Annotated in this window: 17 protein-coding genes and 2 tRNA genes; 12 read left to right on the forward strand and 7 right to left on the reverse strand. The window is 72.8% G+C overall.

Features of this window, described 5'->3' with window-relative positions; translation table 11 throughout:
- Positions 1 to 4: 4 nt before the first annotated feature.
- Both ACH4B3_RS18895 and ACH4B3_RS18900 read right to left on the reverse strand, forming a co-directional pair.
- Positions 5 to 1,435, reverse strand: coding sequence for an amino acid permease (locus tag ACH4B3_RS18895; RefSeq protein WP_398463997.1), 1,431 nt, complete (start codon positions 1,433 to 1,435; stop codon positions 5 to 7).
- Between the two features lie 161 nt (positions 1,436 to 1,596).
- Positions 1,597 to 3,003 carry an amino acid permease gene (locus ACH4B3_RS18900; RefSeq protein ID WP_398463998.1) on the reverse strand — a complete coding sequence of 469 codons (1,407 nt, stop codon included), beginning with the start codon at positions 3,001 to 3,003 and terminating at the stop codon, positions 1,597 to 1,599.
- A 392-nt stretch (positions 3,004 to 3,395) separates the two neighbouring features.
- Between ACH4B3_RS18900 and ACH4B3_RS18905 the strand changes: the two genes are divergently transcribed.
- On the forward strand, positions 3,396 to 4,004 hold the full coding sequence (locus ACH4B3_RS18905) for a biotin transporter BioY (RefSeq protein WP_398463999.1): 609 nt from the start codon (positions 3,396 to 3,398) through the stop codon (positions 4,002 to 4,004).
- Positions 4,005 to 4,120: 116 nt separating this feature from the next.
- Here the strand turns inward: ACH4B3_RS18905 and ACH4B3_RS18910 are convergent, their stop codons facing one another.
- The gene (locus ACH4B3_RS18910; RefSeq protein WP_398464000.1) at positions 4,121 to 5,584 is read right to left on the reverse strand and encodes an amino acid permease; all 1,464 of its coding nucleotides are present in this window, start codon (positions 5,582 to 5,584) and stop codon (positions 4,121 to 4,123) included.
- Between the two features lie 230 nt (positions 5,585 to 5,814).
- Here ACH4B3_RS18910 and ACH4B3_RS18915 point away from each other — a divergent pair, with 230 nt between their 5' ends.
- The gene (locus ACH4B3_RS18915) at positions 5,815 to 6,303 is read left to right on the forward strand and encodes a ribose-5-phosphate isomerase (protein ID WP_398464001.1); all 489 of its coding nucleotides are present in this window, start codon (positions 5,815 to 5,817) and stop codon (positions 6,301 to 6,303) included.
- Positions 6,303 to 7,130, forward strand: a complete 828-nt coding sequence (locus ACH4B3_RS18920; protein ID WP_398464002.1) for an Fpg/Nei family DNA glycosylase — start codon at positions 6,303 to 6,305, stop codon at positions 7,128 to 7,130. Before ACH4B3_RS18915 ends, ACH4B3_RS18920 begins: the two co-directional genes overlap by 1 nt.
- Positions 7,131 to 7,374: 244 nt before the next feature.
- On the opposite strand, the gene ACH4B3_RS18925 is transcribed toward ACH4B3_RS18920, so the two are convergent.
- Positions 7,375 to 8,310, reverse strand: a complete 936-nt coding sequence (locus tag ACH4B3_RS18925) for a zinc-binding dehydrogenase (protein WP_398464003.1) — start codon at positions 8,308 to 8,310, stop codon at positions 7,375 to 7,377.
- A 115-nt stretch (positions 8,311 to 8,425) separates the two neighbouring features.
- Here ACH4B3_RS18925 and ACH4B3_RS18930 point away from each other — a divergent pair, with 115 nt between their 5' ends.
- Positions 8,426 to 9,187 carry a TetR/AcrR family transcriptional regulator gene (locus tag ACH4B3_RS18930; RefSeq protein WP_398464004.1) on the forward strand — a complete coding sequence of 254 codons (762 nt, stop codon included), beginning with the start codon at positions 8,426 to 8,428 and terminating at the stop codon, positions 9,185 to 9,187.
- A gap of 309 nt (positions 9,188 to 9,496) precedes the next feature.
- Here the strand turns inward: ACH4B3_RS18930 and ACH4B3_RS18935 are convergent, their stop codons facing one another.
- Entirely contained in the window at positions 9,497 to 10,732 is a 1,236-nt protein-coding gene (locus tag ACH4B3_RS18935) for a GNAT family N-acetyltransferase (RefSeq protein ID WP_398464005.1), read from the reverse strand.
- A gap of 128 nt (positions 10,733 to 10,860) precedes the next feature.
- Here ACH4B3_RS18935 and ACH4B3_RS18940 point away from each other — a divergent pair, with 128 nt between their 5' ends.
- The 3 genes from ACH4B3_RS18940 (at position 10,861) to ACH4B3_RS18950 (ending at position 15,789) form a co-directional block, all read left to right on the forward strand.
- Positions 10,861 to 12,003, forward strand: coding sequence for a PP2C family protein-serine/threonine phosphatase (locus ACH4B3_RS18940; protein WP_398464006.1), 1,143 nt, complete (start codon positions 10,861 to 10,863; stop codon positions 12,001 to 12,003).
- Between the two features lie 379 nt (positions 12,004 to 12,382).
- The gene (locus ACH4B3_RS18945) at positions 12,383 to 13,216 is read left to right on the forward strand and encodes an ABC transporter ATP-binding protein (protein ID WP_398464007.1); all 834 of its coding nucleotides are present in this window, start codon (positions 12,383 to 12,385) and stop codon (positions 13,214 to 13,216) included.
- The gene (locus ACH4B3_RS18950) at positions 13,213 to 15,789 is read left to right on the forward strand and encodes an ABC transporter permease (protein ID WP_398464008.1); all 2,577 of its coding nucleotides are present in this window, start codon (positions 13,213 to 13,215) and stop codon (positions 15,787 to 15,789) included. Before ACH4B3_RS18945 ends, ACH4B3_RS18950 begins: the two co-directional genes overlap by 4 nt.
- Before the next feature lie 19 nt (positions 15,790 to 15,808).
- On the opposite strand, the gene ACH4B3_RS18955 is transcribed toward ACH4B3_RS18950, so the two are convergent.
- Entirely contained in the window at positions 15,809 to 16,993 is a 1,185-nt protein-coding gene (locus ACH4B3_RS18955) for an acyltransferase family protein (protein WP_398464009.1), read from the reverse strand.
- A gap of 563 nt (positions 16,994 to 17,556) precedes the next feature.
- On the opposite strand from ACH4B3_RS18955, the gene ACH4B3_RS18960 reads away from it, so the two are divergent.
- Positions 17,557 to 17,751, forward strand: coding sequence for a hypothetical protein (locus ACH4B3_RS18960; protein ID WP_398464010.1), 195 nt, complete (start codon positions 17,557 to 17,559; stop codon positions 17,749 to 17,751).
- Between the two features lie 281 nt (positions 17,752 to 18,032).
- Here ACH4B3_RS18960 and ACH4B3_RS18965 read toward each other — a convergent pair.
- Positions 18,033 to 18,106, reverse strand: a tRNA-Gly gene (locus ACH4B3_RS18965).
- 202 nt (positions 18,107 to 18,308) lie between these two features.
- Here ACH4B3_RS18965 and ACH4B3_RS18970 point away from each other — a divergent pair.
- From ACH4B3_RS18970 to ACH4B3_RS18985, 4 genes are all read left to right on the forward strand, one after another.
- Positions 18,309 to 18,385, forward strand: a tRNA-Pro gene (locus tag ACH4B3_RS18970).
- Positions 18,386 to 18,547: 162 nt separating this feature from the next.
- Positions 18,548 to 19,957, forward strand: a complete 1,410-nt coding sequence (tig, locus tag ACH4B3_RS18975) for a trigger factor (protein WP_398464011.1) — start codon at positions 18,548 to 18,550, stop codon at positions 19,955 to 19,957.
- A 312-nt stretch (positions 19,958 to 20,269) separates the two neighbouring features.
- Positions 20,270 to 20,872 carry an ATP-dependent Clp protease proteolytic subunit gene (locus ACH4B3_RS18980; RefSeq protein WP_398464178.1) on the forward strand — a complete coding sequence of 201 codons (603 nt, stop codon included), beginning with the start codon at positions 20,270 to 20,272 and terminating at the stop codon, positions 20,870 to 20,872.
- 61 nt (positions 20,873 to 20,933) lie between these two features.
- Positions 20,934 to 21,623, forward strand: coding sequence for an ATP-dependent Clp protease proteolytic subunit (locus ACH4B3_RS18985; RefSeq protein WP_398464180.1), 690 nt, complete (start codon positions 20,934 to 20,936; stop codon positions 21,621 to 21,623).
- The last annotated feature ends 143 nt before the right edge of the window (positions 21,624 to 21,766 follow it).

The following is a 21,766-nucleotide window of genomic DNA, read 5'->3' on the forward strand; positions in this document are numbered from 1 at the left end:
GGGCTCAGGCGTTCTCGCGCGCCTGGACCATCCGCTGGCGGACGAAGCCGATGACGGCCAGCGCCGCCGCCAGGCCGACGGTGAAGAACAGCTGGGTGCGGTTGTTCTCGTCACGCAGCATCAGCAGCAGCACGCCGATCGTTCCGGCCAGCGCCACCCAGGTGAGGTAGGGGAAGAGCCACATCTTCACCACCAGGCGCTCCGGGGCCTCCCGCTGGAGCTTGCGGCGCATCCGCAGCTGCGCCACCGCGATGAAGGCCCAGACCACCAGCACGGCCGCGCCGACCATGTTCAGCAGCCACTTGAAGATGGTGTCCGGCCACCAGTAGCTGAGCAGCACCGCGAAGAAGCCGAAGGCGGAGGAGGCCAGCACGGTCAGCCGGGGCACGCCGCCGCTCACCTTGCTCAGGAAGCGCGGGCCCTCGCCGCGGGCCACCAGGGAGTACGACATCCGGGAGGCGCCGTAGATGTTGGCGTTCATCGCGGAGAGCAGCGCCACCAGCACGATGACGTTCATGATCTCGCCGGCCGCCGGGATGTCCAGGTGGTTGAGCACCGCCACGTACGGGCCGTCACCGGCCACCGACGGGTCGTCCCAGGGGATCAGGGTGACGACGATCAGCATCGAACCGACGTAGAACAGCGCGACCCGCCACATCGCGGTCCGCACCGCCTTGGCGACGCCCTTCACCGGGTTCTCCGACTCGGCCGCGGCGATCGTCACGGTCTCCAGACCGCCGTACGCGAAGACCGAGGCGAGCAGACCCACGACCAGGCCGTCCACGCCGTTGGGCATGAAGCCGCCGTCACCGGTGAGGTTGTCGGCGCCGGGGGCGTCGGTGCCCGGCAGCACGCCGAGGATCGCCAGCACGCCGAGGGCCAGGAAGAGCACGATCGCGGCGACCTTCAGGGCCGCGAACCAGAACTCGAACTCACCGAAGTTGGAGACCGCGGCGAGGTTGGTGCCGCAGAACACCAGCATGAAGAGGAGGACCCACATCCATGATTCGGTCTCCGGCATCCAGCTGACCATGATGTTGGCCGCGGCGATGGCCTCGGCGGCGATGCCCACGCAGAGCAGTACCCAGAACATCCAGCCCGCGGTGAAGCCCGCCCAGGGGCCGATGGCCCGCTCGGCGTGCACCGAGAAGGATCCGGAGGCGGGGTTCGCCGCGGACATCTCGCCCAGCATGCGCATCACCAGCATGACGAGCAGGCCGGAGGCGGCGTAGGCCAGCACGATCGACGGACCGGCGGCGGCGATGCCGGCGCCGGAGCCCACGAAGAGGCCCGCGCCGATCACGCCGCCCAGGGCGATCATCGACAGATGGCGCTGCTTGAGCCCGTGGGAGAGCGGCGTTCCGGAGTCGTGTGGGGTCGTTCCGGCCTTCTCGGCCTCGCGCTCTCGCGCGGACGACGCAGTTGTCCGGTTCATCAGAGTTTTCTGTCCATTACGTGAGAGCGGAGCGGTGCTGAGCGCCCTCAGTGTGGAGTTCGTGTCCGCTCAGGACAACACCTGCGTCAATGCTGTCTGAATATCGGACGTCAATATGACGCTCCGTGCCCGACCGATCGTCAGGTTGGCTTGATCCGGTGTCAGGCCCTCCGGAGCCGGAGCTCCCGCAGCGCGGCGACGATCAGTACCGCTCCGGTGGCGCCCGCCGACCACAGTAGCTGCGGCCGGGCCCCGTCGTCGGTCAGCATCAGCACCAGCACGGCCCCGATCGCGGCCAGAGCGGCCCAGGTCAGCCAGGGGAAACCCCACATCCGCAGGGTCGCCCGGCCGGCTGTCTCCCGCTCGATGCGGGGGCGCAGCCGCAGCTGCGACACGGCGATCAGGGCCCAGACGAAGAGCAGTACCGCACCCACGGAGTTGAGCAGGTACTGGAAGATCGTTTCTGGCCACTGGAGATTGAGCAGGACCGAAATGAAACCGAATGTGACCGATGCCAGTACGGCGCGGCGCGGCACCCCACCGGGGGACACCCTGAGCAGCGCGCCCGGCGCCTCCTTCCGCTCCGCGAGCGAGAACACCATCCGGGACGAGCCGTAGAGGTTGGCGTTGAGCGCGGACAGCAGGGCCACGAAGACCACGATCTCCATGATCTGCCCGGCCTTCGGCACCCCGAGGTGGGAGAGCACCGCCACGAACGGACTCCCGCCCGGCGTCATCGACGTCCAGGGCAGCAGGGTGACGATCACCAGCATCGAGCCGATGTAGAAGAAGAGGATGCGCCACACCGCGCTGCGCACCGCCCGGCCCACCGCGCGGGCCGGATCGTCCGACTCGGCCGCCGCGATGGTGAGGACCTCCAGGCCGCCGAAGGCGAAGACCACCGCGAGCACCCCGGAGACCACCCCGCCCCAGCCGTGCGGCAGGAAGCCGCCCTGCCCGGTGAGGTTCGCCAGCCCCACCGGGTCGCCGGAGTAGTCGGAGGCGGCCGGCAGCAGTCCGAGGATCGCGAGCAGCCCGAGGACCAGGAAGAGCACGATCGCGGTGACCTTCAGGGTGGCGAACCAGAACTCGAACTCGCCGAAGTTCTTCACGGCGGCCAGGTTGGCGCCGGTGAAGACCACCATGAACACCAGCACCCAGGCCCACTGCGGAACCGACGGCAGCCAGCCGTGCGCGATCCCCGCCGCGGCCGTCGCCTCCACCGCCGCCACCACCACCAGCAGGAACCAGTAGAGCCAGCCGACGGTGAACCCGGCCCAGCGGCCCAGTGCCCGCTCCGCGTGCACCGAGAAGGCCCCCGAGGCGGGCATCGCCGCCGACATCTCGCCCAGCATCCGCATCACCAGCGTGGCCAGTGCGCCCGCGAGCAGGTACGAGATGACGATGCCGGGGCCGGCCACCGCGATCCCGGCCCCCGAGCCGACGAACAGCCCGGCGCCGATCACCCCGCCCAGGCCGAGCATCGTCAGATGGCGCTGCTTGAGGCCCCCGGCGAGCGGTTCGGCCGCCTCGGGCGAGAGCTGCTCGGCGGGCGGGGCGTGGTGCATGGTGCTGGTTCACTCTCGGCTAGCAGCGCCCGACCTGAGCGCGTTGGGGGGTTTCCACAGTCTCCACAAGCGGTCCGCCTGGGCGCAAAGCCATTGACGGCGGAGCCGTCCGAACGTGAGCAGTATCACTGACCTGCCCGAATATGACGTCCGGAGGGTGACTGAACGTCGCGGCGTGCATGGAAAGCGCCAAGCGCGGTCGTGAGGTCTTTGTGGGCAGTCAACGGTGATCGGGGGATGCACGCTGGGTTAACGTCTCGGTGTCCCGCAGTGCCCCGGGAATCACCCGGGGTAGCGGTCCGGTTGTCACGGCAGTTCCCGCCGTGCGCCCGGTCGTCGCGCCCCGGCGCCGCGGGCCGTCCGCAGTCCACCTCTCACCTCGGGGAGAACCGATGAGCTCCGCCTCTGTCCCAGCCGCCCGGACCGGAACGGTCCTCGCCGACGTCGTCTTTCCGGCCGGCGCCGCCCGCCGGGTGCTCGTCCGTGACGCGGCCCTGATCGCCGGCGGAGCCGTGCTGACCGGCCTCGCCGCCCAGATAGCGGTCCCGGTGCCGGGGTCGCCGGTGCCGGTGACCGGGCAGACCTTCGCCGCGCTGCTGGTCGGCACCTCGCTCGGCGCCCGTCGCGGGTTCCTGTCGCTGACCCTCTACACCCTGGTCGGCATGGCGGGCATGCCGTGGTTCGCCGAGGGCGGGTCCGGGGCGCTCGCCCCGTCCTTCGGCTATGTGCTGGGCATGCTGCTGGCCGCGACCGTGGTGGGCGGGCTGGCCCGCCGCGGCGGCGACCGTGACGTGCTGCGCACCGCGGGCACGATGGTGCTGGGCTCCGCGATCATCTACGCGGTCGGGGTGCCCTACCTGGCGGTGGCGGCGGACCTGTCGCCGAGCGCGGCGGTGGCGGCCGGCCTGACCCCGTTCCTGCTCGGTGACGCGCTCAAGGCGGCACTGGCGATGGGCGCGCTGCCGGCCGCCTGGAAGCTGCTGGGCGGCCGCCGGGGCTGACCCCCCGGCTCCCCCTCCGGCGCCCCGCGCCCCCGGACACCCGACGGGCCGGGACCGCACCCCCTTCCCTGGTGCGGCTCCCGGCCCGTTCGGCTGTGCGGTGACGTCCGTCCCGGCTAGCGGGTGGTGGTGGAGTCCTCCCGGGCCGGCTCCACGGCACCGCCCTTGCCGATCCGCTCGCGGACCAGCGAGACGACGACCACGACCGCGGCGACCAGCACCGACATGGTGACCTGGTCCCGGTTGGCGTCATCGGTGAACATATAGCCCAGCACGAAGACGATCATCGCGATGGTCGCCCAGGTCAGGTACGGGAACAGCCACATGCGGACGACCAGCTTGTCCGGGGCCTCGCGGAGGATGATGCCGCGCATCCGCAGCTGGGTGACGCAGATGACCAGCCAGACGAAGAGCGCCACGGCGCCGGAGGAGTTCAGCAGGAACTGGAACACCGTGTCCGGCCACTTGTAGTTGAAGAACACCGCCACGAAGCCGAAGACGACCGAGCAGAGGATGGCGACCTGGGGGACGCCGCTCGCGTTGGTGCGGGCGAACGCCTTGGGCGCGTCGCCGCGCCGGCCCAGCGAGAAGGCCATCCGCGAGGCGGTGTAGAGGCCGGAGTTCAGGCAGGACAGCACGGCGGTGAGCACGATGACGTCCATGACGTTGCCGGCGTGCGGGATGCCGATGGAGTTCAGCGCCGCGACGTAGGAGCCGTCCTCGGCGATCGCCTTGGAGTTCCACGGCAGCAGCGTCAGCACCACGAAGATCGAGCCGAGGTAGAAGACGGCGATCCGCCAGATCACGCTGTTGGTGGCCTTGGTGACCGCGCGCTGCGGGTCCTCGGACTCGCCGGCCGCGAGGGTCACGATCTCGCTGCCCATGAAGGAGAAGACGACCATCAGCACGCCGGTGAGGATCGCTCCGGCGCCGTTGGGCAGGAAGCCTCCGGCGTCGGTCAGATGGGCGAATCCCGCGCCCTCGTTGTCCGAGCCGGGCAGCAGGCCGAACACCGCGAGCCCGCCGACGACCACGAAGGCGGCGATCGCGACGACCTTGATACCGGCGAACCAGAACTCGAACTCGCCGTAGGAGGCGACCGAGACCAGGTTGGTCGCGGTCAGCACCACCATGACGATCAGGGCCCAGCCCCACTGGGGCACGCCGGGCATCCACTTCTCCAGGATCTCCGCGCCCGCGGTCGCCTCCACGGCGAGCACCACGACCCAGAAGAACCAGTAGAGCCAGCCGATGGAGAACCCGGCCCAGCGGCCGAGTGCGCGGTCGGCGTAGGCCGAGAAGGAGCCGGAGGTCGGATTGGCCGCGGCCATCTCGCCGAGCATCCGCATGACGAAGACGACCATCACGCCGACCAGGGCGTAAGAGATCAGGATGGCGGGGCCGGCCTTGGCGATGCCGTCCTTGGAGCCGACGAAGAGGCCGGCTCCGATCACGCCGCCGATGGCGATCATCGACAGGTGGCGGTTCTTGAGTCCGGCCTGGAGGCCGTCCGCGCCGGGCGTCTTCCCGGGATCGCCGGGTGACGTGCCCGGCGGAGTGGTCACGGGCTGTGCGCTCATGTGCACGATCCTTAGCACCGAAGGGTTTTGAGCCGTGCCAGTGAATCTCAGGGATCGGGATAGATGAACCTTTGAATCCGGATCGTTACTTGAGGTTTCCATGAGGTTTAGTGGTTGATCAGCGAATATCCAGCTAAGCGGAGAAGCTAATTCCGCTATTACGCACCGCACTTCAGCGTGCCTTCGCACCCCGCGCGGTCCGGCGGGGCCGCCCGTGTCACACTCGTGGCATGCGCGTGTACCTCGGCTCCGATCATGCCGGTTTCGACCTGAAGAACCACCTCGTCGAGTGGCTCAAGGCCCATGGCCACGAGCCCGTCGACTGCGGCCCGCACATCTACGACGCCCAGGACGACTACCCGCCGTTCTGCCTGCGTGCGGCCGAGCGGACCGCCGCCGACCCGGACAGCCTCGGCATCGTGATCGGCGGCTCCGGCAACGGTGAGCAGATCGCCGCCAACAAGGTCAGGGGCATCCGCGCCGCGCTGGCCTGGAGCGAGGAGACGGCCAAGCTCGGCCGGGAGCACAACAACGCCAACGTGATCAGCATCGGCGGCCGGATGCACACCCAGGAAGAGGCGACCGCGTTCGTCGAGGCCTTCCTGGCCACCCCGTACTCCGGCGAGGAGCGGCACACCCGCCGCATCGAGATGCTCGGCGCCTACGAGACCACCGGCGAGCTGCCGCCCATCCCGGCCCACCACCCGCAGCAGGGCTGATGCCGGAGGGGCACACCATCCACCGACTGGCCGCCGACCACTACGAGAGGTTCGGCGGCCGGTCCGTGCGCGCCAGCAGTCCGCAGGGGAGGTTCGCCGAGGGGGCCGCCCTGGTCGACGGACGCGTCCTGGACCGCGCCGAGGCGCACGGCAAGCACCTCTTCCTGGGCTTCGAGGGCACCGGCTGGATCCATGTGCACCTCGGGCTCTTCGGCACCTACGGCTTCGGCGGGGCCCCGGCGCCGCCGCCCACCGACACCGTGCGGCTCCGGCTGGTCGGCGCCGATTCCTACGCCGACCTGCGCGGCCCCACCGCGTGCGCGCTGATCACCGACGCCGAGAAGGGCGCGATCCAGCAGCGGCTGGGTCCGGACCCGCTGCGCGCGGCGACCGCGCCGGAGGGCGACCGCGGCGGCGAGCGCGCCTGGCTGCGCATCTCGCGCAGCCGCACCTCGATAGCCGCGCTCCTCATGGACCAGAAGGTGATCGCCGGGGTCGGCAACGTCTACCGGGCCGAGGTGCTGTTCCGGCACGGTATCGACCCGTACCGGCCCGGCCGGGAGCTGGTCCGCGCCGAGTGGGACGCCCTCTGGGCGGACCTGGTGCTGCTGATGCGGGAAGGCGTGCGGAACAACCGGATCGACACGGTCCGCCCGGAGCACACCCCCGAGGCGATGGGCCGTCCGCCGCGCGTCGACGACCACGGCGGCGAGGTCTACGTCTACCGCCGCGCCCGGCAGTCCTGCCACATCTGCGGCGGTGAGGTCCGCACCGCCGACCTCGCCGCACGCAACCTCTTCTGGTGCCCGGGGTGCCAGACGCGGTAGCCCGGGCCGGCCGCCGCTGACCCGCCGGCCACCGGGCGGCACCCGCCCTCCCCGGCCGGGCAGGGACCAGCCGGCCCCGGTGACCCGGACGGGGACCCGCGGCGCGGACCGGGGCCCACCGCCCGGGCCGGACCCGGCGCCCGGGCCGGGACTCCGCGGCGCGGATCCGGTCCGGCGGCCGGCCGGCCCGGCCGGCCCTGCTCCGCCGCCGGCCCTTCCGTCGGGGGTTCGCCCGGTCGGCCGGTCAGGCCGCCGTCAGGTCCAGCACCGCCTTGCCGTGCAGCCGCCGGCCCAGCAGCGCGTCCACCGCCTCGGCGGCCTGGTCCCAGCCGCCCCGCCAGGAGATCTGCGGGTCCAGGTCGCCGGCCGCCACCCGGTGCGCCAGCCAGGTCAGATCCGGCCCCAGGCCGGTGGCGGTGAGCAGGAAGAAGGTGGCGATGGTGCGGTCGTGGCGGCCCGGCTCGTCCCAGAAGGCGCCGAGCGGGAAGCGTTCGCCGCCGCCCGTCGACTGGCCCACCGGCACCAGCGTCCCGCGCTCGGTGAGCTTGCCGAACGCGGTGACGAGCTGCTCGCCGCCCACCATGTCGAGCACGCCGTCCACCGGCTCGGTGACCGCCTGCGGCCCAGGGACCACCTCGTCGGCGCCCAGCGCCCGCAGCCCCTCGCCGTGTGCCGCCGGGTCGCCGGTGGAGGCGATGACATGGGCGCCGCCGAGCCGGCCGAGCTGTACCGCGTACCGGCCGACGCCGCCCGTCGCCCCGGTGATCAGCAGCCGCCGGCCCAGGATCGGGCCGATGCGGTGCAGGGCGCGCAGCGCACTCGCGCCCGCGACCGGCACCGTGCTGATCGCGCCCAGGTCGGCGCCCGCCGGCGCGGTGCCCATCAGCGCGGTGTCCACGGCCCGCAGCTCGGCCCAGGCACCGTCGGCGCCGAGCGTCACCACCGGGGTGCCGACGGCCGGGCCGGTGCCGTCGGCGGCGGCCTGTTCGACCACTCCGGCCGCGTCCCAGCCCAGTACCGCGCCGTCGGCGGCGTCCTCGATCCCATGGCGCACCTCGCCGTGGTTGAGCGAGGTGGCCACCACCCGCACCAGCGCCTGGTGGGGCGCGGGCTCGGGGTCGGGGGCGGTGCCGAGACGCAGTCCGCCGGGGGCGGAGCGGTCGACGAGCAGAGCGCGCATGGGTCCGTGCCTTTCAGAGGGGACGGAGGCGGCAGCGAAAGTCGCCTCAGTGGTTAGTGCCACTCAGTGGCATAAACCTACAGGGGGCAACTGCTCCTTCGCTACACTCCCCGGCATGAGCACCGCGCCCCAGGCCCCGACCCCCGGCGAGCGGCTGCCGCTGCGGGCCCGCAAGAAGCTCCGCACCCGGCAGGCACTGATCGACACCGCACTGCGACTGTTCACCGAGCGCGGTTTCGACGGGGTGACCCTCGACGAGCTGTGCGACACCGTCGAGGTCTCCAAGCGCACCTTCTTCCGCACCTTCACCAGCAAGGAAGACGTCGCGATGGCCCCCACCCAGGACATGTGGGCGGCCTTCCTCGACGACCTGGAGACCCGCGACCCGCGCGGCGGCACCCTGCTGGAGATGCTCCGGGACGCGCTGCTCGCCGCGATCGGCGCGATGACCGAGGAGGGCTGGGCGGAGCGGGTGCGGCTGAGCGGACGGCTGGCCGCCAGGACCCCGTCGATGGACGCGCACGGACTGCAGTTCTGCGACCGGACCTGCCGCACCGCGCTCGACACGCTGCACCGCCGGCTGTGGCTCACGGACCCGGCGGCACCGGCGGACCGGGCGGCCGCCCCGGGTCCCGCCGCTGCCCCGCCCCCGGACCCCGCCGGCGGCCCGGCCGGGCCCGCCCCGCTCGCCGACCTGCGGCCACGGCTCGCCCTGGACCTGCTCATCGCGGTGTTCCACCGCGCGCTGGAGAACTGGACCGCCACGCCGGGCAGTCCGACCCGGGACGACCTGGCGGCCCTGGTGCGGGAGGCGTACGACGCCGTGCCCGGCAGCCTCACCCTGCGCCCCGCGCCGCGCGACCCGGCCGGGGCGTAGCGGCCGGACCGGCACACTTCGCCTCCGCCGGGCGCGGGCGGGCCGGCTCCGGCGCGGCCGGCAGCCGGTCAGCCGGCCCGTCGGGGACAGCGGATCAGCCGAGGTCAGCCGCCCGGCCCTCCGGGCCGGCGGGCCGGCGGGTCCGCCGGGGGCGGCAGCGGATCAGCCGGGGCCGGCGGGTCGCTACCGGATCAGCGCACGTCGGCGGGCCGGCGCCGGATCAGTCGGTGCCGCCCGGCCCTCCGAGGCGGCCGGGCCGACGGGCCGGTGCCGGACGCGTCAGGGGCCGGCGCCGGAGGGTCGGGCGGGTCAGAAGCCGTGCGGGAGCCACGGGGCGACATCGCTGCCGAACGCCGTGGACGCCTCGGCCAGCGCCCCCGGCCGCAGCTCGGCCACCCGCCCCGCGCCGGCCAGCGCGGACAACCGGGTCCCGCCCAGGTACACCGCCCCCAACTCCTGCACGTCCAGCCGCAGATCGGCCGGCTCGTCGTCGGCGGCCCGCTCGCAGGACGCGCCCTTGGGATCGCCCACCAGGCGCCAACGCCCGGCGTTCCAGGGGCAGAAGCGGTCCTCGACGTCGAGCACCACATCGACCGGCGCGGTGTAGGTGCGGGCCGACAGCGCCGCCCCGAGGTCCACCAGCCGCACATGGAGGGAGTCGCGGACCCCCACCCGGCAGCGGCGGACGTCCGAGACCAGTTGCAGCAACGGGTCGTCGACCGGCCGGCTGCGCACCATCAGCTTCGAGGTCAGGTCGATCTCGAACAGGAAGCGCCACAACGCCGCGTACGAGGCCGGATCCAGCGCCTCCAGGTCGCGCAGCTGCACCACCCCCTCGGGCCCGGCCGGCTCCCAGACCGGCCGGACGGCGTACCGGGCGTACCCGGTCACCTCGCCGTCCCGCTCGGCCAGGACGCACAGCAGCGGCGACGCGCCCTCGCGGTTCGACGGCGGGTCCAGGAGCGGCAGCCGCTCCCAGCCCGGGGCCCGGGCCAGCATCGCGGGGCGGGCGGCGACCCGCCGCGCGTACACCGACTCGCACGCGTCCCGCGCGTCCGCCGGGGCCGCCATCCGCAGCCGGACCCGGTCGGTGCCCTCGGGGACCCGCAGCACCACCCGGCTGGTGTCGATCTCGGCGGACAGCGTCTGGGTGGCGATGCCGTACCCGAACCGGCCGTAGATCGCCGGCTCCGACGCGGTGAGCGCGGCGACCGGCTCACCGGCGGCGCGGATGTCGGCCAGCTGACGCTCCATCATGGCGGTGAGCACCCCGCGCCGCCGGTGGGTGGCCTGGACACCGACCATGGTCACCCCGGCGGTGGGCACCAGCGATCCGCCGGGCACCGTCATCCGGAAGCCGAACGCCGCCGCGCACCCGACGATGTCCTCGCCGTCCCAGGCGGCCAGCGACCTCTCGATCCCGGTGAGATCCCGCCACAGCGCCTGCTCCTCCGGAGCCTCGGCGACCCCGCCGAAGGCGAGGTCCAGCTTGGCGTACCACTCGTCCCACTCCTCGGACCGGAGCGGTCGTAGCTCAGTCGTCATACCGCCATGCCTACCAGCGGCCGCTCGCACTGGCGAACGGATTTCGCTCCCCTTTGCCCGCACAGGAGGGTGGTGTGACGGACGGCGAATCGACGCGCGTCCGAACGGGTGGGTAGGGTCCCGAAGCAATGACTGGCAGCGGTGGAGCGGACTCGCCGACGGCCCGGACGCGCAAGGCGCTGCACCGGGTCCGAACCGGCGTGCGCAAAGCCGGGGTCGACTACTTCCGCGGCGACGGCTCCGACTGGCTGGCGCTGGCCGCCCTGCTGGTCGCCATCCCCGCCATCGCCCTCGGCACGGTAACCCAGCCCGACTGGTGCTCGCCGGCCGCCCTGGTGCTGCCGATCGTGGCCGGCGGACTGCTGCTGCGCCCCGCCAGCCTGCTCGCGCTCTACGCGGCGGCAGCGGCGGCGCTCATCGTCGAGTCGGCCGTGCTCGGCCCGTACCCCGACGGGCCGGACCGGGTCACCCCCGGCACCATCCTGGTGGTCGCGGCGGTCGGCTTCCTCGGGCTGCTCATCGCCCAGTTCCGCAGCCGGGTCGGCGTGCCCTGGCGGCGCGGCGGCACCATGCTGTTCGACCTGCGCGAACGCATCCGGGTGCAGAGCAAGCTGCCCGCGCTGCCGCGCGGCTGGCACCGCGAGATGGCCCTCCGCCCGGCCGGCGGCCAGTCCTTCTCCGGCGACTTCGTGGTCGCGGCCCGCACCAACGGCGGCCGCACCCTGGAGGTGGTGCTGACGGACGTCTCCGGCAAGGGCATGGACGCGGCGTCCCGGGCGCTGCTGCTCTCCGGCGCCTTCGGCGGGCTGCTCGGCTCGCTGCCCCCGCACGGCTTCCTGCCCGCCGCCAACGGCTACCTGCTCCGCCAGGACTGGGACGAGGGGTTCGCCACCTCCGTCCACCTCGTCCTCGACCTCGACAGCGGCGACTACGAACTGCTGTCCGCCGGGCACCTGCCCGCGCTCCAGCTCAACGCCGGGAGCGGGAAGTGGGAGGAGAAGGCGGCCGAGGGGCCCCTGCTGGGTGTGTACGACGGCGCCCAGTTCGACCCGGTGAAGGGCCGGCTCCGGCCCGGCGACGTCCTGATGCTCTTCACCGACGGGCTCGTCGAGACCGCCGACCGCGACATCAGTGAGGGCATGGACCGGCTGACCGGCGAGGCCGACCGCTATGTGGCGTCCGGTTTCCACGGGGCGGCCTGGCATCTGATCGAGGCCGTCGCCAAGGACGTCAACGACGACCGGGCCCTGCTGCTGATCTGCCGCGACTGACCGCGGCCCGCTGATCCGCCGCGCCCGACCCGCGGCGCACCCGCGTCCGGTACCGGACCGGGGACCGGGGTCCGACCTCCCCGCGGCGCCTCACACCCCCGCGACCGCCGACCTGGTACCGCCTTCCCTCGCGACCCGCCGCCCCCGACGCCTCCCGGGCCCGCGCGGCTTCCCGGGCCCGCGACGCCTCCCGGCCCCGCTTGTACGGCGGACCACCCCCGCGACCTCGGGTTTTCCCCACCCCCGATCCGCCGGCGGCCGCCATGGTCCCGGCCCCCCTCCGCTCCGTACGTTCGAAGCATCCCGGCACCACGGCAGGTGGCGGGCGGAACGGGACACGGAACCACGGCTCGGCAGCCGGGACGAAGGGAACGACACCATGTGGCGGCGCGGTACGCGGCGGAACCAGCGGGAAGCGCCGAGCACCGGCGACTGGGCGGTCGAACTGTGCGGCGTGCGCCGCCGCTACGGGCGCGGCGCCCGCGCGGTGCACGCGCTGCGCGGCATCGACCTGGCCCTGCCCCGGGGCAGCTTCACCGCGGTCATGGGGCCTTCCGGGTCGGGCAAGTCGACCTTCCTGCAGTGCGCGGCGGGCCTGGACCGGCCCAGCGAGGGCGTCGTCCGGCTCGGCGGCACGGAGATCACCGGCATGAGCGAGAACAAGCTGACCGCGCTGCGCCGCGGCCGGCTCGGCTTCGTGTTCCAGTCGTTCAACCTGCTCCCCTCCCTCACCGTCGAGCAGAACGTCCTGCTGCCCATGCGGCTCGCCGGCGCCCGCCCCGACCGGGCCCGCGCCCGCGAGGTCCTCGCCCAGGTGGGCCTGGACCAGCATGCCCGGCGGCGCCCCGGCCAGCTCTCCGGCGGCCAGCAGCAGCGGGTGGCGATCGCCCGCGCCCTGGTCACCCGGCCCGACGTGGTCTTCGCCGACGAGCCGACCGGCGCGCTGGACACCGGCACCGCCGCCGAGGTGCTGACGCTGCTGCGCCGCGCGGTGGACGAGATGGGGGCGACGGTCACCATGGTCACCCACGACCCGACCGCCGCCGGTTACGCGGACCGGGTGCTCTTCCTCGCCGACGGGTCGTTCGCCGACAGCCTGCCGCGGAGCTCCGCCGACCGGATCGCCGCCCGGCTCGGCGAGCTGACCGCCAAGGCCGGGGCGGCGCCCGCCCCGGTGCCGGCCGCCGCCGCCCTCGGGGGCGCGCCGGTATGAGGTCCCTGACCAACGGGCTCGCGCGCGCCGCGATCCGGTTCAAACCGTCCTCCTTCGCGGGCACCTTCATCGCCCTCGCCATGGCCGCGATGATCGTCTCGGCCTGCGGCATCCTGCTGGAGACCGGCATCCGCGCCACCGCGCCGCCCGCGCGCTACGCCGACGCTCCGGTCGTGCTCGCCGCCGACCAGCGGGCCCACCCCTCCGAGGGCCGCGGCGGGGACGCGGAGAGCGACCCCGAGCCGGTGCCGGACCGGGCCCGGCTGGACGCCGGACTGGTGGCCGCCGCGGCCCGCACCCCCGGAGCGGCCGCCGCCGTCCCGGACCTGACCTTCCCGGTCCGGCTCGCCGCCGGGCAGCCCGCCGACCCGGGTGCCCGCCAGGGGGCGGGCCCGGCGCCGGTGACCGCGCACGGCTGGGGCTCGGCCGCGTACACCGGCGTCGAACTGCGCTCCGGTACGGCGCCGCACCCCGGCGAGGTGGTACTGGACTCCGCCGCCGCCGAATCCTCCGGGGTGGCGACCGGCGACCGGATCACGGTGCGCGGCGCCGACGGCGACCACCGGCTGCGGGTCTCCGGGATCGCCGCCGACGGGCCGGGCGGCAGCGGCGCGGGGACCGTGTGGCTCCCGGACCGGGAGGCGCCGCGCATCTCGGGGCACCCGGGCCGCGTCGACGCGGTCCTGGTCCGCCCGGATGCCGGGACGGACCCCGGCGCGCTGGCGGACCGGCTGGAGCGGGACCTCGGCTCCCGCGCCGCGGGCCTGCGGGCACACACCGGCGACGGCCGCGGCGGCGTGGAGCAGCCCGGCCTCGGCGAGGCCAAGGAGATGCTCACCGCCCTCGGCGGATCGTTCGGCGGGATCGCCACCATGACCGCGATCTTCACCGCGGCGGGCACCGTCGCCCTCTCCGTGGGCCAGCGCCGCCGCGAGTTCGCGCTGCTGCGCGCCATCGGGGCCACCCCGCGCCAGATCCGCCGCTCGGTGGCGACCGAGGCGCTGCTGGTCGCCCCGGTCGCCGGTGCGGTGGGCTGCCTGCCCGGCATCGCGCTGGCCCGCTGGTGGTTCGGCGAGCTCAAGGACCGGGATGCCGTCCCCGCCCCGGTCCGGCTCGCCGTCTCCTGGATCCCGCCGACCGCCGCGATCGGCGCCGTAGTGGTCACCGCCCTCTTCGCCGGGCTGGTGGCGGCGCACCGGCCGGCGAGGATCAAGCCGGGCCAGGCGCTCGGCGAGGCCGCGGTGGAGCGGTTCGCGCCCGGTGTCGTCCGTACCGTGCTGGGCGCCGCCGCGCTGGTGGGCGGGACCGTCCTGGCCCGCGTCGCGGCCGAGGCGACCGGCGAGGACGCGGCCACCACGGCCCTCGGCGTGGTGATGCTCTTCATGCTGGCCGTCGGCCTGCTCGGCCCGCTGATCGCCCGGCTGTGCGCCTGGCTGGTCGGCGTGCCGCTGCGCGCGGGGCCCGCCACCGCCCAGCTGGCCTCCGCCAACTCCCGGGCCAACGCCCGCCGCCTGGCCTCCGCCATCACCCCGATCGTGCTGGCCATGGCGTTCGCCTCCACCCTCGTCTTCATGCACACCAGCGAGGATCACGTGGCGGCGGGGGAGCGCCACGCGGGCATCGTCGCGGACCACGTCGTCACCGGGGCCGGCGGACTGCCCGCGGGCACCGCCGCCCGGGTCGCGGCCACCCCGGGCGTGGACACCGCGGTGGGTCTGCTGCGCACCGGTGTGCTGGTGCCGGTCGACGGCGGGGGCGTGCGGATGCTGCAAACCGCCACCGCCCAGGGCGTGACCGGTGGCGGCCAGGCGCTCACCGCCGTCCAGGACCTGGGCGTGTCCACCGGGCGGCTGTCGGATCTGCGGCCCGGCACGGTGGCCCTGGACACCCGGCTCGCCGACGCGGCGCACGTCGGCCTGGGCGACCGGCTCCAGCTGCGGCTCCCGGACGGGACCCGGCACCGGGCGACCGTGGTGGCGACCTACTCCCGCGGCCTGGGCGTGGCCCAGGTGACGCTGAGCCGTTCGGTGCTGGCGGAGCACGTCACCGCGCCGCTCGACGCCGAGGTGCTGGTCCGCGCGGTGGACGGCACGGACCCCGGGGAACTCACCGCGCGGCTCTCCGCGCTCGGCGAGGTCAGCGACCGGGACGGCTACCAGGCCGCCCGGGACGCGGACCGGGCCGTCAACGCCTGGGCGAACCACACCATGGCGGCGGTGCTGGGCGGCTTCGCCGCGGTGGCCGCGGCGAACACCCTGGTGATGACGGTGCTCGACCGCCGCCGTGAGCTGGGTGTGCTGCGCCTGGTCGGCTCCACCCGGCGGCAGGTGCTGCGGATGATCCGCTGGGAGGCGCTGCTGGTGACCTGCGCCGGGGTCGCCCTGGGCACCGCCATCGCGCTGGCCACCCTGTACCCGATGGTGCGCGGTCTGACCGGCGCGGCCCCGTACGTCCCGGTGCCGCTCTACGCGGCCTTCGCCGGCGGCACCCTGCTGCTGGGGCTCGCCGCCACCGCGCTGCCGGCCCGCGCCGCGCTGCGCACCGCGGCTCCGGCGGACGGGGTCCGCGGGTGAGCCCGCCCGCCGGGGCCGGTCAGCCGGTGGCCGCCCCGGCGCCGGACCGGCGCCGGGCCTGCTCGGCCGGGTCCTTGACGAACGCCCACGCCATCCGGGGCTCCATGGCCCAGCGGAAGAGCCGCTGGACCGGTGGGGTGCACAGCGCGGTGACCACCGCGGCCGCGATGACCGAGACGACGATCGCGCCGAGCGGGGTGTGCAGCCACCGGTACTCGTCGAACCAGCCCCAGAAGCGGGAGCCCTTGGCGAGGAAGCCGTGCAGCAGATAGCCGTAGAGGGTTCCGGCGCCGAGTGCGGTGAACCACGTCTGCCGCCGGGGCACCCACGCCAGGAAGCCGATGACCAGCACCGCCGAGCAGCCGAACAGCGCCAGGGTCATCACCGGGCCGGTCCACGGCGGGGCGCCGAGCTCCTGGACGCTGTCCCGGTGGTAGAACCACGCCGAGTTCATCCGGGGGCCCGCCCAGTAGGCGACGGCCACCGCGCAGAGGAAGGCCGGGACGGCCAGCAGGCGCACCTCGCGGCGGCGCAGCCGCTGGAAGTGCTCGGGCTTCAGGTGCAGCCCGATCACGAAGAACGGCAGGAACTGGAGCACCCGCTGCAGGTCCAGGTCGTCGCCGATGTCCGGGGAGACCGACGCCAGGGTCGCGACGGCCAGTGCCACCGGGACGGGCCAGCGGATGAGCTTCCAGATCGGGGTGGTCATCCGCCAGACGAAGAGCGCGATCAGGAACCAGGTGAGGTACCAGGGGTCGAGCAGGCTGAAGTCGTAGGTCGGGTCGTCGTCCGCCCACCGCTTGAAGAAGGTGTACGCCACCTCGAACAGCAGGTACGGCACGGCGACCCCGGTGATCAGCCGCTTGAGCCGGTCCGGCCGCATGTCGAAGCTGCGGGAGAAGTAGCCGGAGATCAGGATGAAGGCCGGCATGTGGAAGGCGTACACGGTCATGTACAGCGCCTCGGCGGCCCGGCTGCCGTCGGTCAGCGGCTCCCACGAGTGCCCCATGGCGACCAGCACGATCGCCAGGTACTTCGCGTTGTCGAAGAACGGGTCGCGCTGCTTCGGCCGCTGCCCGGCCGGGGCGGCGGGTGGCGCGGCGCGCTCGGGCGCCGGCTGCCGGGTGCGGTCCCGGGGCGGTGATTCCTGGACCGGGGGGAGCGGCGACCGCTCATAGCCGTGCGGACGCAGGGAGTTCGTCACAGGCCCTCCGGTGGGGATGTGGGGGAAAGGACCTTGGACCGCACTGCGCAATGCGAGGTGGGGGCAGCGTGGAACATCTGAGGGACCTTAGCGCCGGAACCGCTATTCCGTAAAACTCCGTTCAGCTTCCCTTTGCTTATCGGGCGATTTTCATGCATGCACGCCGATAAAACGGGCCGTTCTGTCCGTTCTGTGCTATTTCATCCACCTTAAACGGGGCATATGCCCCGCAAGCGGCTCGGGTGAAATGTCCAAATCAATGGTGCTTTGCAGGGGCGTCGCGCCATGCCGGAGTGAATTCGGAATTCCTGCCGGGACGCCTCCCGGCAGGCTCCAATTCGATCGCCGCGCATACCGTCGAATTGTGCGCGGCGTCACTTCGCGGTCTCCCCGGCGCGGTCACCGGGAGAGTGATCCTCGTCGCTCCGGAGGGTCTTCGATCGGTCAGCTGCCCCCATTGCGGGGCGAGTTGATGGCACGATGGGTGCAGCGGGGGGTGTGCGGGGAAGGGTGCCTCTCGGGCCGGTGAGACGGATGGCGACCGCGAGGGCGAGTGATCAGTTGTGGTTATTTCCCTGTCCTTGGTGCTGCTGGTGGGGATCGTCATGGCGCTGATGATCCGGAGCGGCAAACTCAAGGGGGGTCCGGCGCTGGTCGCCGTGCTCTTCGGATTCCTGCTGGCCTCCACCGACATGGCGCCGGACATCCAGGAGTTCCTGGACTCGCTCGCCGAGACCATCGCCGAGATCGACATCTGACCGTGCCCGGGGCCGTCCGGCGTCGGTGTGCTTCCGGCGCGCGGGCCCGGTGCGCCCGCCGTGCCATTCCGGTTCCGCGGCCGGGCGTGCGCGCGGGCGCGCGACGGTTTCGCACGGCGCACGCCCACGGGTGCGCCTCCGTGCGCGTCCCCTGGGTCACCGGCCCGCCACCCGGTCCGAAGCCCCGGCTCGGGCCCCGCCCGTCACCACGGTCCGGCCGGTGTGCCGGCCCATGCGAACGGCCCGGTCGAGGGAACCTCGCCGGGCCGTGTGTCGAGCTCTGGAGCGGGCGACGGGAATCGAACCCGCGTAGCCAGTTTGGAAGACTGGGGCTCTACCATTGAGCTACGCCCGCGCGCGCCGGTCGGCCGCCGCGGCGGCGGCGAGTCGGCACGATGTGCATCGTAGCGGGTCCGGACCGTGTCCCGCACACCCCGGCCGGCACCGCGATCACCGGCCGCGGGGCGGCCCCGCGTCCCGGCCCGTCCCCGGAGGTACACCCGGGGAAATGCGGCAGCCAGGGCGTCCGCGGCCATGTACCCTACGTGTCGCACCGACGGGGTGTGGCGCAGCTTGGTAGCGCGTCCGCTTTGGGAGCGGAAGGTCGTCGGTTCGAATCCGGCCACCCCGACCATCAGCACCGGCACCGATCACCAAGATCGCATTGTGGGTGCGATCGCGCATGCGGTTACTATGCAAACTGCGTGCCTGTGTCTCTCTACCGGGCGCGGTCCGCCGAGTCGCTGAACCGAGCGACCGGCGGGATCCCAGATGTCAGCCCCAAGGAGACCGAACCGTGAAGAGCGCCGTGGAGACCCTGAACCCGACCCGGGTTCGGCTCACTGTCGAGGTGCCCTTCGAGGAGCTCAAGCCCAGCCTCGACGCGGCGTACAAGAAGATCAACCAGCAGGTCAGCGTGCCGGGTTTCCGCAAGGGCAAGATCCCTGCGCGCGTCATCGACCAGCGGTTCGGCCGCGGCGCGGTGCTGGAGGAGGCCGTCAACGACGCGCTCCCGAAGTTCTACACCGAGGCCGTCAACGAGGGTGAGCTCAACCCGCTCGGGCAGCCCGAGGTCGACATCACCGAGCTCAAGGACAACGAGCTGCTGACCTTCACGGCCGAGGTCGACATCCGCCCGGCCATCGAGATCCCGGACTACTCCGGCATCGAGGTCACGGTGGACGCCGTGGAGATCTCGGACGAGGACATCGAGAAGTCGGTCCAGCAGCTGCGGGAGCGCTTCGCCACCACCTCCGCCGTGGAGCGCGCCGCCGCCGAGGGCGACGTCGTCACCGTCGACCTGGAGGCCAAGGTCGACGGCGAGGTGCTGGAGGACGGCGTCGCGAAGGGCGTCAACTACACCATCGGCTCCGGTGAGCTGCTGGAGGGCATCGACGACGCCGTCACCGGCCTGGAGGCCGGTGGCAGCGCCACCTTCACCTCCGAGCTCAAGGGCGGCTCCGCCCAGGGCAAGGAGGCCGAGGTCAAGGTGGACGTCACCGAGGTCAAGGCCCGTGAGCTGCCCGAGCTGGACGACGACTTCGCCCAGCTGGCCAGCGAGTTCGACACCCTGGACGAGCTGAAGGCGGACAGCCGCAAGCGCCTGGAGCAGTCCCGCAAGTTCGAGCAGGCCACCCAGGCCCAGGAGAAGGTGCTCGACGCCCTCCTGGAGCTGGTCGAGGTCCCGATCCCCGAGAAGCTCCTCGAGGACGAGATCCAGACCCGCAAGCACAACCTGGAGCACCACCAGCTCGGCCAGATGGGCCTGACCCTGGAGGCGTACCTCAAGATCCAGGAGAAGACCGCCGAGGAGTTCGACGCCGAGCTCAAGCAGCAGGCCGAGAAGGGCATCAAGACCCAGTTCATCCTCGACGAGCTGGTCAACAAGGAGAAGTTGTCGGTCGGCCAGGAGGAGCTCACCGAGCACCTGGTGCGCCGTGCCCAGTCCTCCGGCATGAGCCCGGACCAGTTCGCCCAGGCCGTCGTCGAGGGCGGCCAGGTGCCGATGCTCGTCGGCGAGGTCGCCCGCGGCAAGGCCCTCGCGGTCGTCGTCGAGGCCGCCAAGGTCACCGACAGCAACGGTGAGGTCGTCGACCTCGAGGACGACGAGGACGAGACCGCCGAGACGGTCGAGGCCACCTCCGAGGAGGCCGGCGAGTCCGCCGAGGCCGCTTCCGAGGAGTCGGCGGAGAAGTCCGAGGGCTGATCCACCGCCCCGGCACCGCCCTCCTGAGGCTCGCCAGAACGGGCCCGGACGCCTCGTCGCGTCCGGGCCCGTTCGCGGTCCCGCGGGCATGCGTCCGGGGCCGCGAACGGGCCCGCGGGGCGGGCGGCGGCCGGTGAACCTGCGCTCAGAGCGAACAGTTCCTGATGCGGGATGGCGCCCGCCCACCAGCGCGTTAGGGTCCGTAGATACGAGGGCAGGGGAGTCCCCGTAAGACCCCCGGTAGTACCCGACGAAGATGCTGAGACGGCGCGCCGCCGTCAGAGACGAGCAGGTGGACACGTGACGATTCCGATGCCTTCCGCCGCCAGCGAGACCAACCTCGGTGGCCTCGGCGACCAGGTCTACAACCGACTGCTCAGCGAGCGGATCATCTTCCTCGGTCAGCCGGTCGACGACGACATCGCCAACAAGATCACCGCGCAGCTGCTCCTGCTCGCCGCGGACCCGGACAAGGACATCTACCTCTACATCAACTCTCCGGGCGGCTCGATCTCGGCCGGCATGGCGATCTACGACACCATGCAGTACATCAAGAACGACGTGGTCACCATCGCCATGGGTCTGGCGGCCTCCATGGGCCAGTTCCTGCTGAGCGCCGGTACCCCGGGCAAGCGCTTCGCGCTGCCGAACGCCGAGATCCTGATCCACCAGCCCTCCGCGGGTCTCGCGGGTTCCGCGTCGGACATCAAGATCCACGCCGAGCGGCTGCTGCACACCAAGAAGCGGATGGCGGAGCTGACCGCCTTCCACACCGGCCAGACCGTCGAGCAGATCACCCGCGACTCCGACCGCGACCGCTGGTTCTCCGCCGAGGAGGCCAAGGAGTACGGCCTGATCGATGACGTCATGCACACGGCAGCCGGCGTCCCGGGCGGCGGCGGCACCGGGGCGTGAGCCCACGCCACCGCGCAGCCAGCCCCAGCCCACTGCTCAGACCAGGACGGTGAACACCCAGATGAACAACTTCCCCGGCTCCCTTCCCGGCTCCGGCCTCCGCACGCCGCCGCAGACGCTCTACACCGGCCCCACCGCCGAGTCGCGCTACGTCGTCCCGCGGTTCGTGGAGCGCACCTCGCAGGGCATCCGCGAGTACGACCCGTACGCGAAGCTCTTCGAGGAGCGGGTGATCTTCCTCGGCGTGCAGATCGACGACGCCTCCGCCAACGACGTCATGGCGCAGCTGCTCTGCCTGGAGTCGATGGACCCCGACCGCGACATCTCGATCTACATCAACTCGCCGGGTGGCTCGTTCACCGCGCTGACCGCCATCTACGACACGATGCAGTTCGTGAAGCCGGACATCCAGACGGTCTGCATGGGCCAGGCGGCCTCCGCCGCGGCCGTGCTGCTCGCCGCCGGTACCCCCGGCAAGCGGATGGCCCTGCCGAACGCCCGGGTGCTGATCCACCAGCCGTACAGTGAGACCGGCCGCGGCCAGGTCTCCGACCTGGAGATCGCGGCCAACGAGATCCTGCGGATGCGCTCGCAGCTGGAGGAGATGCTGGCCAAGCACTCCACCACGCCGATCGAGAAGATCCGCGACGACATCGAGCGGGACAAGATCCTCACTGCCGAGGAGTCCCTGTCGTACGGGCTCGTCGACCAGATCGTGTCGACCCGCAAGACCTCCGTGGGCCTGGGCTGACACACCGGTGAGGTACCCCCTTGGACCGAGTCGGTCCAAGGGGGGCCCGCACACCGGGCCCGGCAAGGTACCGTCATAGAGGCTGGGGGTTCGGCCCCCGAACAGAGCGCAGCGCAAGCACCCGGGTCCGCGGAGCAAAGCGG

This window comes from Streptomyces sp. NPDC018031 (assembly GCF_044327625.1).
Classification (GTDB): domain Bacteria; phylum Actinomycetota; class Actinomycetes; order Streptomycetales; family Streptomycetaceae; genus Streptomyces.

Bases quoted from the DNA above. Each gene is read 5' to 3' on its own strand.
- ACH4B3_RS18895 (WP_398463997.1), bottom strand. From the start codon at position 1,435: ATGAACCGGACAACTGCGTCGTCCGCGCGAGAGCGCGAGGCCGAGAAG.
- ACH4B3_RS18900 (WP_398463998.1), bottom strand. From the start codon at position 3,003: ATGCACCACGCCCCGCCCGCCGAGCAGCTCTCGCCCGAGGCGGCCGAA.
- ACH4B3_RS18905 (WP_398463999.1), top strand. From the start codon at position 3,396: ATGAGCTCCGCCTCTGTCCCAGCCGCCCGGACCGGAACGGTCCTCGCC.
- ACH4B3_RS18910 (WP_398464000.1), bottom strand. From the start codon at position 5,584: ATGAGCGCACAGCCCGTGACCACTCCGCCGGGCACGTCACCCGGCGAT.
- ACH4B3_RS18915 (WP_398464001.1), top strand. From the start codon at position 5,815: ATGCGCGTGTACCTCGGCTCCGATCATGCCGGTTTCGACCTGAAGAAC.
- ACH4B3_RS18920 (WP_398464002.1), top strand. From the start codon at position 6,303: ATGCCGGAGGGGCACACCATCCACCGACTGGCCGCCGACCACTACGAG.
- ACH4B3_RS18925 (WP_398464003.1), bottom strand. From the start codon at position 8,310: ATGCGCGCTCTGCTCGTCGACCGCTCCGCCCCCGGCGGACTGCGTCTC.
- ACH4B3_RS18930 (WP_398464004.1), top strand. From the start codon at position 8,426: ATGAGCACCGCGCCCCAGGCCCCGACCCCCGGCGAGCGGCTGCCGCTG.
- ACH4B3_RS18935 (WP_398464005.1), bottom strand. From the start codon at position 10,732: ATGACGACTGAGCTACGACCGCTCCGGTCCGAGGAGTGGGACGAGTGG.
- ACH4B3_RS18940 (WP_398464006.1), top strand. From the start codon at position 10,861: ATGACTGGCAGCGGTGGAGCGGACTCGCCGACGGCCCGGACGCGCAAG.
- ACH4B3_RS18945 (WP_398464007.1), top strand. From the start codon at position 12,383: ATGTGGCGGCGCGGTACGCGGCGGAACCAGCGGGAAGCGCCGAGCACC.
- ACH4B3_RS18950 (WP_398464008.1), top strand. From the start codon at position 13,213: ATGAGGTCCCTGACCAACGGGCTCGCGCGCGCCGCGATCCGGTTCAAA.
- ACH4B3_RS18980 (WP_398464178.1), top strand. From the start codon at position 20,270: ATGCCTTCCGCCGCCAGCGAGACCAACCTCGGTGGCCTCGGCGACCAG.
- ACH4B3_RS18985 (WP_398464180.1), top strand. From the start codon at position 20,934: ATGAACAACTTCCCCGGCTCCCTTCCCGGCTCCGGCCTCCGCACGCCG.